Raw genomic sequence first — 13,368 nt, forward strand, 5'->3', positions numbered from 1 at the left:
CCGTCCGGTATATTGTTTCGCATCGCTCATGGGGCGGTGTCCAGATGGGGAGGAAACGCGAGTCGCTCTTTCTGATTTGTGGGAGCGAACCATCTCTGAACGACCAGTCGGAGACACCGGCACGACCGGCCCGAACCGATGAACATAACAGTCGTTCACACGAACCTGAGAGCCAACTCACATGACCAATAATGATACATCCCACCTCACTGCGAGCGATGTGGCCGAAACGAGGATCGACACCGACCTGCTGATCACGGTCTCGGGGCCGCCGGGCTGTGGGGCGACGACACTGTGTAATCGGCTCGCCGCGGCGCTGGACTGCCCCTACGTGTCGGGCGGCGATATCTTCCGGGAACTCGCCGACGAAAAGGGGTTCAGCCTCAACCAACAGATCGCCGAGGCCGATACGTCGGATTCGATCGACCGCGCCCTCGACGAGCGGCTCCAGTCGATCGCCGAAAAGTGGGGCCAAGCCGACAAACCGTTCATTCTCGAATCGCGCTTAGCGGGCTGGCTCGCCGGAGAACACGCCGATCTTCGGCTCTGGCTCGATGCGCCCGAATCGGTCCGGCTCGAACGGATCGACGGCCGGATCGAGACCGAAGCCGAAATGCGGGTCCGGGAGGTCAGTGAGGCCGGTCGCTACCAGTCGTACTACGATATCGACGTCGACGACCGGGAGTTCTACGATCTCCAGATCAACACCGCCCGCTGGGACAAGGAGGGCGTCTTCCAGCTCGTCCGGGCCGCGATCGAAACCTACGACCGCGAGACCGACGAAGGGGCCTTCGATACGCCCCCGGTCGACGTCTAAAGCACCGACTACTGGTCTCACAGAGTGAGCGGTCGCAGTAGCCGCCGACTACCGCGACCGAACGGTCGCCTCGTCCCACTCGGCGAACGGTGTCCCCGTCGCCGACAACGCGGCGTAAGTCTGCTGCATCTCGCGGACGGCCTCGGGGAACGACGCCCCGCCCGCAATCGAGGACCGAACCTGATCGAGTTTCCACCCGCTGGGCGTCCGTCGCTGGCCCCATCGCGCCTCAATCGGGCCGAGATACCGCTCGATCACCGACTCACTGACTCCCTGTTCGCGGAGTCCGCGGCGGGCATACTCGAAGACTTCTTTATAAATCGTCGCCGAATCGGTCGTCTCCTCGCCGTCGGCAGTGATCCACGCCAACTCCGCGTCGATTCCCTCCCTCACGGCGTTATAAAAGGCCGTTTCGGCGGTCGACTGATCGAGCGTTTTGGCAGGGTGATCGGTCACGAGGAGGCCACGGACGAGCCCCGTCACGAGACACTGGAGGCCGACGATGTCGTCGACGGTCGGCTGGGTCGGGATCGGGCGGTACTCGATGCGGAGCGACCGTTCGTCGCCGTCGCCGACCGGCTGGCCGCCGGTCACCGCCCGAAGCCACCGCCAGTAGGTCCCCCGTTTGTGGTCGAGTTCCCAGTAGTCGTCGGCGAACGTCTCCCGTGGCCCGTCGGCCAGCCACTCCCGGAGGAACGGTGCGACGGTCGGATCGTCCACGAGGAAGTCGACGACATCGGTCGGTTCACCGAGCTTGTCGGGGAACCGGACCTTCTCCCAGGCCCCATTAATCGACTGCTCGAAGACGTCGATCCGGAGCTCGTGGTGCGTTTCGTCGAGGAGCGCCTCGGGGTCGTCGACGTCGTAGCAGTCGACCGGCAGCAGCGGTGAGTTGGTCGACAGCGCGAGCACCGGTCCGAGGGTGGCAATGGCAGCGTTGTAGGCCTCCGGGAACGTCGCCGTGTCGGGAACCTGGAGGTGGGGCTGGATCGAACTCGTGAGCGATTCGACGAGGATCGTCGGGACCGACACCTCGGCTCCAGGAACCGACAGCGAGACGCTGCCGCCGCACTCCTCTAAGATTTCGGTGTCGATCGCGCTGTAGCGCGGGGAGTGGGCCATGTTGTTCGCAATGAGAACGCCGTCTTCGCGGTCGATGTCGTCGAAGTACGCGTGGGTCCCCTCGGCGGGCGGCACCGACCACATCGCATCCAGGACGATCTCGCAGTTCTCCTCGCGGGCAGCCTCCCGCGTCGACGCGACGCTCGCCCGGAGTTGCTCGGCCTGCGATTCGATCCCGGCCTCCGTCAGGCGGTCGGGTGAGGTGTTGAGTTCGGCGTTGTGGAGCCCGAGTTCCTTCTCGCAGTCGGCCTCGAAGACGGATTTCGGGAGCCGAGTGAGGGTTCCCTCCTCGTCGGTGGCGTACACTTCGAGTTCCATGCCGATCCCGAAATCGGGCGAATCGAGATCGCCGTCGGTGATCGCCGCACGCAACCGCTCGGCCTGCTCGTCGACCCGCCGTTCGAACTCGGCGGCCGTCTCCGCCGACAGCGATTTCCGCACGAGATCGAGAAACGTCGATTGCGTCATTTCCCTGACGGTCGCAATCCAGTTAGATAGACCTGTCGGGGGCGGCAGTCGATGAGTTCGTCGGGCCGGGTAGTCACCGCCTACGGAGCCGCGAAGCGAGTGTAGGCGACGGCTACCACCGGATGGACACGGATTTATTCGCCCGCCGTGTAGGAGACGTGTGCAGATCGTGGGCTACGATTCGGCAGAGGGCGGGCTACTGCTGAGCGACAGCGAGGGGCTCAGCTACCGCGACCTCGAATCGGGGAGCGAACTCGAATACACTCTCGGCAGGCGGCACTGCGCGGGAACGATCCACGACGACACCCACATCGTCTGCGAGAACCCGACTGCGCCCTACTGCCCGGACCACCAGCATACGTGGGTCTGTGCCCGGTGTACCGGAACCTGTCTCAAAGACGAGATGGACTGTTTCGACGATCACGCGGTTTATCTCGCCGCCTTCGCGCCCGATCAGTTCAAAGTCGGCGTCACCAAGGAATGGCGGCTTGACACCCGGCTCCGCGAACAGGGCGCGGATCGAGCCGCCCACATCCGAACCGTCGACGACGGGCGGATCGCCCGCCGCCTGGAGGCCGAGATCGCCGAGGAAATTCCGGATCGGGTACGCGTGCCGACCAAGCTATCGGGACTCGGCCAGTCGGTCGACACTGACGCATGGGAGGCCCTCCTGGATGAATTTGAACCACTCGAGACGTTCAGTTTCGACTACGGGCTCGCTCTCGACAGCCAGCCGGTCGACGAGACGATGGCGACCGGGACCGTTCGGGGAACGAAGGGGCGGCTGTTGGTGTTGGATCGCGGCGGCTCGACGTACGCGGTCGATCTGCGGGAACTGGTCGGCTACGAGGTCACCGAGGACCGACAGCGGCGCGAACTCCAGTCCAGCCTCGGCTCTTTTTAAAGACGGTCGTACTGTTCGTCGAACACCTCAAGGGAGGCTTTGAGCGCGCCGACGATGATCGGGCCGATGAACAGCCCCATCACACCGAACGCCGAGAGGCCACCGATGACGCCGATGACGATCACCGCCGGGCTGATGTTCGCATACCGGTCGACGATCACCGGCCGGAGATATTCGTCGGAGACGCCGACGACGATCGTGCCGTAAATGAACAAAAATACGCCAGCGAGGGTCTGACCGGTCGAGACGAGCCAAACGGCGGCCGGACCCCAGACTAAGAATGCCCCGATGAACGGCAGCAGCGCCAGGAGGATCATGATGACTGTCCAGAACAGGACGTTGGAGATGCCGACGACCAGCAGCCCGAGCCCCGCGATCCCGCCCTGAATGATGGCGACGAGCACGTGGCCCAGCAGGACCGCCCGCGTCATGCTGTCGAGCCGGGCATAGAGGGTCTCCTGGACCGACTGGGGCAGCGGGGTGATCGCCTGGAGCCACTCGACCAGCCGGTTGCCGTCCCGGAGCAGATAGAACAACAGAAACACCGAAAGTCCGAGGCCGATCGTGAGGTGGGTCAGCGAGGCGACCAGATCCGGTGCGGTGCCGAGGACCGTCTCGCCGAGGCCCTCCAGTCGGGCGGCGATCTCCGCCGAGAGGTCGATGTCCCGAGCGAGCCGCTCGTTGAGCCACGCCTCCGGCGCTTGGAGTCCGGCGGCCACGTCGTCGGCGGCGAGCTCCCGCGCGATCGTTACCGCCTCACCGGCGACCCGAACGGAGAGCCCGACGAACGGGACCAAGAGCGCCAGCGTCACCGCGACCACCAGGAGGGCGGCAGCAGTCGTCGACCGGACTCGGGCTTCGAGCCGCGTCTGCAGCGGGGCGAGCACGTAGGCGAGCAACACGGCCCCGATGACAAAGGAGAGATACGGCTGTACCAGTTGAAACGAGAGGAACAACAGGGCAGCGATCAACAGCAGCAGGACGCCGCGTTGGGCGTTCATGGAGTGGCTAGTCGGTGGGTCATTGCATAAAGCCACGAATAGCCACGCCTACGGACCAAACGGGAGCGATATATAACCGGTCAGGGCAGTCGGTCGACGACCCGCGGGAGACAGCCCTCCTCGGGCTGGAAGTACGAGTAGTGATCCGGCACCTGCTCAGTTACGTTGACGTCCTCGTAGCCCTCCGGCGCGTCAGCCGAGTCGGCGAGTCCCGTCTGGCCGACTGCCTGGGTGCGATCCGAGAGCCGGTAGATCCAGCCGAGCACGCGGTCGTCGGCGTTGTGGAAGTTCGTTACGGGGATATCAAGCGTGTGGATCGCCTCGCCGTACTGCGTGTCGCGCCCGACGCTGTCGTTCGGGATCGCTCCACCGAGCAGCGACACCGACGCGACGGCGTCGCCGCGGCCACGCATGGCCAGGGCGAACAGCGCCCCGCAGGTGACACGAGCCCCCAGCGAGTAGCCCACGACGTGGACCGGGCGGCCATCGGAGTCGGCCCAGTCTACCAGCCAGTCGGCCAGCGGCTCGGCGTTGGCGTCGGCCATCTCTTTAGCGGGTCCCCACTCGAGATCGGAGTCCCAGCTGAAGGGGACCACCGGCGTGAGCCGGAGCGATTCGAGGCCGGTCTCCATCGCGGCGGCCTGGTCGCGGGCGGTGGTGTCGTCGGTTTCGAAGCCGTGGACGAACAGGAACAGATCGTCGGCCTCCTCGAAGGCCCACTCGCCGTCGACTTCGGCGCTCGCCGTTTCCTCGGATTCGGGGTCGACTCGCCCGCGGGTGGTGACCGCCGGAGCCGAATCGGCCGCGGTGTAGTTGCCGAAATCGCCCTGGAGCTCGCTGGCGACGTACAGCCCGCCAGCGCCGAGACCGCCGACTATGCCACCTGCACCGATCAGCAGCCGCCGACGCGTTAGCCGCGACCGGCCGCTCTCGCCTGAAGAGTCTGTGATAGACACCCATACAGTCGAATCTGATAAATATCCACTGTTTCGGCCAGTCACACCACTCGGGGTTCCCTCACGGGTTGCTGCCGACCATTTTTAAACACCGGGTGACGACGGGTCCTGTATGTTCAGTGACTCACTCGATGGACAGACGGCGATCGTCACCGGTGCGAGCGCGGGAATCGGCGCAGCGACCTGTCGGCAGCTCGCGGCGGCGGGGGCGAACGTCGTGCTCGCGGCTCGACGCGAGGCGGAGCTGGCGGCGGTCGCCGACGGAATCGAGTCCGACTACGGCGTCGAGACGCTGACCGTCCCCACCGACGTCCGGAAGGAGTACGCCGTCGATGCCCTGATTTCGGAGACGCTCAACGCTTTCGACGGTATCGATATCCTGGTGAACAACGCTGGGCTCGCCCGGGGGAGCGATGTCGAAACGTTGTCGACCGAGGAGTACGAGGCTATCCAGGAGACCAACGTCGACGGCGTCTTTTATTTGACGCGAGCGGCGATCCCGCACATCCGCGAGCGCGAAGGCCACCTGGTCTTTCTCGGGAGCTTCGCCGGGCAGTACCCACGGTCGTTCAATCCGGTGTATGCGGCCTCGAAGTGGTGGGTCCGGGGGTTCGCGAAAAGCGTTGCCGCACAGGTCGGCGACGACGGGGTCGGCGTCACGGTCATCAATCCCTCGGAGGTCCGCTCGGAGTTCGAGGCCACCGACGGCCGGACGTTCGCCGAGGTCTTCGACGAAAGCGAGGCCACCGAACCCGAAGAAGTCGCCGATGCTATTGTTTTCGCGGCCACGCGCGAGCAGTCGAGCCTGAGCGAGATCGATATCAACCGCCGCGACAAGTTCGCCGACAACTTCTGAGTAGCCGATTCACAGCCACCGGTATCGCAGGTTAGCCGTAGACCTGATAGACGGCGTCGGCGAGCTGGTTGACGCGGGCGGCGTGTTCGTAGGACTCCTCACGGACCCCGTTGCAGACGTAGGCGAAGGCGAGATCGGCCGTCGGATCGGCCCACGCGACGATACTGCCGAGACCGACGTGGCCGAAGGTTTCGGGCGACGAGAGCGTGCCGAACAGATCCGACACCGCGCCGCCGCGCCAGTAGCCCATCGCATACCGCATCGGCCGAGAGAGCGTGCCGTCGTCGTCGGTCTCGATCTGGAGGCCGGTCGCCGCGTCGACCGTCTCGGGCTCCAGGAGCCGCGTGCCGTCGAGCGCGCCGCCGTTGGCCATCGCGGCGACGAATTTCCCGAGATCGCGGGCTGTACTGATCCCGTTCGCCGCGGGGACGACCGCCTGCAGGACTCCTGGACTGTTGCCGAGTTGGGCGGCCGCCGACGGCGTGAGGTCGGCCAGCCCCTCTTCGGGGTCCGCACACCGATCGAACACGTCGAAGCCCGCCACGTCGGCGACCGCCTCGGGGTTGCCATCACGGACGCCGATACTCGTCTGGTCCAATCCGAGCGGTTCGAAGACGTTCTCGGCGGCATACTCGTCGATCGGTTGGCCGGAGATCCGCCGGACGAGTTCGCCGACGAGCCAGCCGTAGCTCATGGTGTGGTAGGCCGCGGTGGTCCCCGGCTCGTCGTCGAGCGACTGGGTTTCCATCGTCTCGACGATGCCCTCCCAGTCACCCCACTGCGAGGGGTCGCCGTCCAACTCGCTCGTTGGCATTCCGGTCTGGTGGCTCAGGACGTGACGAACGGTCACCGATTCCTTGCGGTCGTCGCCGCGGGCGAACGACGGCCAGTGGTCGACTACCGGATCGTCGTAGGCAACCTGGCCGTCCTCGGCGAGCTGGTGGAGACACGTACCCGCGAGGGGTTTGGTACACGACCAGATGAGGTGTTTCGTTTCGGGAGTCGTTTCGTCTCCATCGGGGCCGGTCGTCCCACCAGCGAGGTCGAGGACGCGCTCGGTGCCGTCGTAGACAACCAGTTGTGCGCCGTGAGTGAGGCCGACAGCCAATTGTCGATCGAACAGTGCTCGGATACCGTCCGTGCCATGTGTGTTAGTAACCGACTCCATGAGTGGTACTCACAAAGCAGACGGAAAACGTTTGGTGCTCAGTTATCGACATAGAAATAAACTGGTATAAACTGGTAACGCGTGTATCTGTGACACATCTATCGTCGACGCGCCCCTGTAGACGGTATGGACGGTCCACTGTACGAGAGCCTCGACGGACAGGTCGCACTGGTGACCGGCGCGACACGCGGAATCGGCAAACGGATCGCCGACGGCCTCGTCGACCTCGGCGCAACCGTCTACGCGGGGGCTCGGGATACCGCAGATATCACAACTGCCGACTGGCGGGCGATCGAACTCGACATGACCAGCCCTGAGCAGCGTGCAGCCGCTGTCGGCCGGATCGCCGACGAGACGGGACGGTTGGATATCCTCGTCAACAATGCCGGGGTGATGGACAGCCGCGGGCCGCTCGACGAGATGGCCGCCGAGACGGTCGACCGGACGCTGGATACCAACCTCCGTGGCCCAATCCACCTGACGAAGCAGGCACTCGACCTCCTGTTGGAGCGGCGGGGCGGTCGCGTAGTCAACGTCTCCTCGGGTCTCGGCGCGATCACCCAACCGCAGTCCGGTGGGATGGCGGCCTACCGAATCTCGAAAACGGGGCTCAACGGGTTGACTTGCTATCTTGACGGCGAGTACAGTGATAGGTGGTTGTTGGCGAACTCGGTGTGTCCAGGATACGTCCGGACCGACATGACCGACGGCAGCGCGCCCCGGACCCCTGAAAAGGGGGCCGAAACCCCGGTCTGGCTCGCCCGGTTCCGGCCCGATTCGCCGAGCGGCGGGTTCTGGCGGGATACAAGCCGAAAAGAGTGGTGAGCCAGTGCAGTCGTCTTGGCGACCGGAGCCACCTGACTCGGGGGCCCTTCGAGACGACCACCGTGAACGATCGGCAGCGATTGTTTGAACTTATACATATATCTATCGACAGTTTTTCGCATTCGGGAATCGTTACCGTTGCTCAAATACCCGCATACTAAATGGTGAGGAAAGGATGGAGTCGAGTTATAGTATGAGTGAAACAAAACAGTCCATCAGAGAGATTACCGCCGTGAGGCGGCGTGTCGATGGGACGGCGTCACTCGATACGGTCAGTGTGCTGGGAGACAACCGAACCGAGAGGAGTCGAACGACTCCGTCCGACAGTGGCCGACGATCCAGGGGAGAGACCGATGGTTGAAACACTGCTTGCGGTGGTGCCGCTCTTGATCGTGGCGGTCCTGCTCGTCGGATTGCTGTGGCCCGCCGTCCGCGTCATGCCGGTCGCGTGGGCCGCGGCTGCAGTGATCGCCTTCACCGTCTGGGAGATGCCAGCCTCGTATGTCGCGGCGGCCAGTCTCAGCGGGGTGATGGCGGCGGTCGAGATCCTCTGGATCGTCTTCGGCGCGCTCGTGCTGTTATATACGCTGATGCGCTCGGGAGCGGTCGACCGGATCAACGCTGGCTTCGCGACGATCAGCGACGACCGCCGCGTCCAGGTGATCCTCTTGGGCTTCTTCCTGGCGACGTTCATCGAGGGCGTCGCCGGATTCGGCACGCCCGCCGCGGTCGTTGCGCCCCTCCTTCTTGCCTTGGGCTTTCCGGCGCTGGCGGCGGTCGTCGCCGCGCTCATCGGCCACGCGATCGCCACCGTCTTCGGCGCGGTCGGGACGCCGATCATCGTCGGCTTCGAGACCCCACTGGCCGCAGTCGAAGGCGAGATCGCCGCCGGAACCGGGATGAGCGTCGCCCAGTACTCCGCGGAGGCGGCGATCTACGCGGGGCTTTTCAACGGCATACTCGGGATCTTCATGCCGCTGATCGCGGTGGCGATGGTCGTCTACTTCTTCGGCGAGGAGCGGACGCTGGCTCCCGTCCGAGAGGTCGTTCCGCTGGCGATCGTCGCCGGGTTCGCCTTCGCGATTCCGTACGCGGGCGCGGCCTACCTCATCGGCCCGGAGCTCCCCTCACTGTTCGCCTCGATGATCGGGGCAGGCATCGTCGTCGGGCTGCTCAAGGCGGGGCTGTTCGAACCCGACACCCACTGGGACTTCCCACCGCGCGAGGAGTGGCCCGACCACTGGGTCGGCGAGATCGAACCCGGCGGCGACGACGTCGGGTCGACCGCTGGAACAGGAGCGGGAACGGCCGCCGACGGCGGCACCGAAACGGCCGCCCCGTCGGTCGAGACACCCTCGATGGGGCTGCTCCGGGCGTGGTCGCCGTACCTCGTCCTCGTCGTGTTGCTGATCGGGACACGCGTTATTGATCCCGTTGCGACGTTCCTGCAGAACGGCCCGCTGATGGCCATCCAGTGGGACATCTTCGGCACGGGAATCGAGGGCGCGATCGGCTGGGCCTACGTCCCCGGCACGTGGCTCCTGGTCAGCGCACTCATCGCCATCCCGATCTTCGGGATGTCGGGCCAGCAGGTCAAGGGCGCGTGGCGGGAGGCCTTCGGCAAGATCATCTCACCAGCTGTCGTGTTGGTGTTCGTCATCGGCATGGTCGAGGTCATGCTGTCGACCAATGCCCACGGGGGCGCGCCGGTCGACGGGAGCATGATCGTCGTCCTCGCCGACGGAACGGCCGCGGCGGTCGGCGGGGCCTACCCGCTTGTCGCGCCCGTGGTCGGGTTGATCGGCTCGTTCGTCGCCGGATCGATCACGGTCAGCAACATCACCTTCAGCGCTTTTCAGTTCGAGATCGGCACCGCACTCGGGATGCCAACGACCGTCCTGCTCGCGGCCCAGACGATCGGTGCGGCGGTCGGCAACACGATCGCCATCCACAACGTGATCGCGGCGCTGGCGACCGTCGGGCTGGTGGGATCGACCGGCCGGGTGATTCGGCTGAATCTGCTCCCGGTCGCCTATTACATTGTGGGGGGTGGACTCCTGACGGCCCTCGGCGTCTACGTCGTCTTCCCGACAGTGTTCTAAGACGACGGTGCCGTATTATTTGGCAATCACCTTCCAATCCTACCCATGAGCAAACCAACACAGGGGTCGACGCCCGTCGATCCAGCGACCGACGCACGAAGCAACTACGACTACCGAAGCCCGGACGTCGAAGAGCCGGGCCTCGTCGACGATCTCGAAGCCCTGGTCGACGGCGAGGTCCGCTTCGACAGCTACACGCGCAACCTGTATGCGACCGACGCCAGCGCCTACCACCAGCTCCCGGTGGGCGTCGTTGTTCCTACCTCGACCGACGACGTACAGGCAGTTATGCAGTACTGCGCCGAGGAGGAGATTCCGGTGCTACCGCGCGGCGGCGGCACCAGCCTCGCGGGCCAGACGGTCAACGAGGCGGTCGTCCTGGATTTCAAAAAGGAGTTCAACGATGTCATCGCGGTCGACCCCGAGGCAGCGACGGTGACCGCCGAGCCGGGGATCACCCTCGCGCGGCTGAACGGCCGTCTCGAAGAACACGGCCTCAAATACGCCCCCGATCCGGCGTGGGGCGACAAGAGCGTCCTCGGCGGCTGTATCGGCAACAACACCACGGGGGCCCACTCGCTGAAATACGAGAAGGCCGACGGCTATCTCGAATCGGTGGAAGTCGTCCTCGCGGACGGCACGGTCACCACCTTCGACTGGATGACTGTCGACGAACTCCACGAGCGGGCCGAGGAAGCCGAGGCAGTCGACGAACCGGGAATCGAACAGCAGGTGTACGCGGTCGTATCCGACATACTCCGCAACCAACGCGGGGAGATCAAAGACCGCTACCCGGATCTGATGCGAAACGTCTCGGGGTACAACTTCGACAAACTCCTCGAGGACGCCGAGGAACGCGGCGAGGTCAACGTCGGTCGGCTGATGGCCGGGAGTGAAGGGACCCTCGGCATCGTCACCGAGGCGACCGTCTCGTTGGAACCGATCCCCAACGAAACCTCGGTCGTCCTGCTGACCTACGACGACGTACTCTCGGCGATGCACGACGTCGCGCCGATCCTGGAACACGATCCGGCCGCCGTCGAGGTGATGGACGACGTGCTGCTCGATTTGGCCCGCGAAACGCCGGAGTTCAAAGAGGCCGTGGGGACGCTCCCCGACGACACCGATTCGACGCTGTTGGTCGAGTTCTACGCCGACTCGGTCGCAGAGGGCAAACAGAAGGTCGCCGATCTGCTGGCCGACCGGCTCCCCTCTTATAAAACAGCTGTCGACCCCAGCGAGGGCGCAAGCGAGACGACTGCCGACGAGCTGCAGGCCGTCGATGCGCTGGAAGCCTACGACGACGACCGCCAGGCCAAGTTCTGGAAGATGCGGAAGGCCGGACTCCCGATTCTCCTGTCGCGGACTGGCGACGAGAAACACTGGCCGTTCGTCGAGGACACGGCGGTCCCGGCCGCAAACCTCCCGGAGTACGTTGAAGATATCCAGGAACTCTTCGACGAGTACGACACCTTCGCCTCCTACTACGCCCACGCCGGGCCCGGCGTCCTGCACATTCGGCCGCTGATCAACCTCAAGGCCGAGGACGGCATCGAGACGATGTTCGAGATCTCCGATGCCGTCACCGATCTGGTCATCGAATACGGCGGCTCGGTCTCCGGCGAACACGGCGACGGCCGGGCGCGGTCGACGTGGAACCGGAAGCTGTACGGCGAGGAGATCTGGAACGCGTTTAAACGGGTCAAAACCGCGTTCGATCCCCAAGGCCTGTTGAATCCGGGCAACGTCTGCGGCGATTCGGACCCCCGAGAGAACCTCCGGTACGACGCCGACTACGAGTTCGACGCCGGGTTCGAGCCGGAATTGCAGTGGGCCAACGAGAACGGCTTCCAGGGGATGGCCGAACTCTGTCATGGCTGTGCGGGCTGTACCGGCCATCAGGAAACGACCGGCTCGATCATGTGTCCGACCTACCGGGCGACCGAAAACGAGGAGATCACCTCCACGCGCGGCCGGGCGAACATGCTCCGCCGGGCGATGAGCGGCGACCTCCCGGACGACGTGTTCAGCGAGGAGTTCACCACCGAGGTGCTCGATCTCTGTATCGGCTGCAAGGGCTGCAAGCGGGACTGTCCCAGCGGCGTCGACATGGCGAAGCTCAAAACGGAGGTCAAACATGAACACCACAATCGGGAGGGCATCCCGCTCCGTGATCGGCTGTTCGCCAACGTCGAGACGCTCTATAGCCTCGGCAGCACGTTCGCGCCAGTGTCGAACCTCGCAGCCAAACTCCCCGGCAGCGGGCTCCTGCTGGAGAAAACGCTGGGGATCGCCCGTGAGCGCGAGCTCCCGACATTTAAACGGGAAACCCTACAGAAGTGGGACGAAACGCGGCTTCCGGCGCTCTCCGAGGCCGAGGCCGACCGGAAGGCGCTGCTGATCGCCGACCCATACACGAACTACACCCAGCCCGAGGTCGGCAAGGCAGCCGTCCGAACGCTGGAGGCCGCCGGTGTCTACGTCGAGATTCCCGAGGATGTGACCGACAGCGGCCGACCGGCCCACTCGAAGAGCCTCCTGGACCAGTCGAAAGCCACCGCGGAGGCAAACGTCGAGGCGCTCGCGCCGCGGGTCGAGGAGGGCTGGGACGTCGTCAGCGTCGAACCCTCGGATGCGGTAATGTATCAGGAAGACTACCTCGACCTACTGGCAGGCGAGGACGTGGAGGCGGTCGCCGCCAACAGCTACAGCGTGATGGAGTATCTCGATACGTTCCGGCTGGACGAAGCACTCAACACCGAGGGCGAGGGGCTGCTCTCGTACCACGGCCACTGCCACCAGACGGCCGCCAGCCGGGACCACCACGCGGTGGGTGTCCTCCGGCGGGCGGGCTACGAAGTCGATGTCCTGGATACGACCTGCTGTGGCATGGCGGGTTCGTTCGGCTACGAGGCCGAACACTACTCGATGAGCCAGGCGATCGGTCGGCTGCTGTTCGACGCCGCCGACGATTCGGCCGCCGAGGAGATCGTCGCCCCCGGGACGTCGTGTCGTTCACAGCTCGACGATTACGAGGGCATCGACGGGAAACCGCCGCATCCGATCGAGAAGCTGGCGGCTGCGGTCTCGCTGTAGCGTCGAAGGTGAGAAAACGAGCGAGATGCCTTTTTCCTCGCGGCACGAAGCTC

10 protein-coding genes are annotated in these 13,368 nt (G+C 64.9%); 6 read left to right on the forward strand and 4 right to left on the reverse strand.

Annotation, left to right across the window (positions count from 1 at the left end; all coding sequences use genetic code 11):
• Positions 1–181: 181 nt before the first annotated feature.
• A complete protein-coding gene (cmk, locus tag NO877_RS13500) occupies positions 182–817 on the forward strand; it encodes a (d)CMP kinase (protein WP_256396874.1) in 636 nt (211 codons plus the stop codon).
• 48 nt (positions 818–865) lie between these two features.
• Here the strand turns inward: cmk and NO877_RS13505 are convergent, their stop codons facing one another.
• A complete protein-coding gene (locus NO877_RS13505) occupies positions 866–2,407 on the reverse strand; it encodes a glutamate-cysteine ligase family protein (protein WP_256396875.1) in 1,542 nt (513 codons plus the stop codon).
• 160 nt (positions 2,408–2,567) lie between these two features.
• Here NO877_RS13505 and NO877_RS13510 point away from each other — a divergent pair, with 160 nt between their 5' ends.
• Positions 2,568–3,311: a DUF2797 domain-containing protein gene (locus tag NO877_RS13510; RefSeq protein ID WP_256396876.1), complete on the forward strand. Its 744-nt coding sequence runs from the start codon at positions 2,568–2,570 to the stop codon at positions 3,309–3,311.
• On the opposite strand, the gene NO877_RS13515 is transcribed toward NO877_RS13510, so the two are convergent.
• Positions 3,308–4,312, reverse strand: a complete 1,005-nt coding sequence (locus NO877_RS13515) for an AI-2E family transporter (RefSeq protein WP_256396877.1) — start codon at positions 4,310–4,312, stop codon at positions 3,308–3,310. The genes NO877_RS13510 and NO877_RS13515 overlap by 4 nt on opposite strands.
• A gap of 80 nt (positions 4,313–4,392) precedes the next feature.
• Entirely contained in the window at positions 4,393–5,268 is an 876-nt protein-coding gene (locus NO877_RS13520) for a DUF726 domain-containing protein (protein ID WP_256396878.1), read from the reverse strand.
• Between the two features lie 112 nt (positions 5,269–5,380).
• Between NO877_RS13520 and NO877_RS13525 the strand changes: the two genes are divergently transcribed.
• Positions 5,381–6,124, forward strand: coding sequence for an SDR family oxidoreductase (locus NO877_RS13525; protein ID WP_256396879.1), 744 nt, complete (start codon positions 5,381–5,383; stop codon positions 6,122–6,124).
• Between the two features lie 31 nt (positions 6,125–6,155).
• Here NO877_RS13525 and NO877_RS13530 read toward each other — a convergent pair whose 3' ends face one another.
• Entirely contained in the window at positions 6,156–7,292 is a 1,137-nt protein-coding gene (locus NO877_RS13530; RefSeq protein ID WP_256396880.1) for a serine hydrolase domain-containing protein, read from the reverse strand.
• Positions 7,293–7,418: 126 nt separating this feature from the next.
• Between NO877_RS13530 and NO877_RS13535 the strand changes: the two genes are divergently transcribed.
• The 3 genes from NO877_RS13535 to NO877_RS13545 all read left to right on the forward strand — a co-directional run bounded on the left by NO877_RS13535 (position 7,419) and on the right by NO877_RS13545 (position 13,315).
• On the forward strand, positions 7,419–8,117 hold the full coding sequence (locus tag NO877_RS13535) for an SDR family NAD(P)-dependent oxidoreductase (protein ID WP_256396881.1): 699 nt from the start codon (positions 7,419–7,421) through the stop codon (positions 8,115–8,117).
• 353 nt (positions 8,118–8,470) lie between these two features.
• Entirely contained in the window at positions 8,471–10,219 is a 1,749-nt protein-coding gene (locus tag NO877_RS13540; RefSeq protein ID WP_256396882.1) for an L-lactate permease, read from the forward strand.
• A gap of 45 nt (positions 10,220–10,264) precedes the next feature.
• Complete coding sequence (locus NO877_RS13545; RefSeq protein WP_256396883.1) at positions 10,265–13,315, forward strand: FAD-binding and (Fe-S)-binding domain-containing protein; 3,051 nt, start codon at positions 10,265–10,267, stop codon at positions 13,313–13,315.
• The last annotated feature ends 53 nt before the right edge of the window (positions 13,316–13,368 follow it).

The sequence above is a fragment of the Halohasta litorea genome (assembly GCF_024494645.1).
Lineage (GTDB): Archaea > Halobacteriota > Halobacteria > Halobacteriales > Haloferacaceae > Halohasta > Halohasta litorea.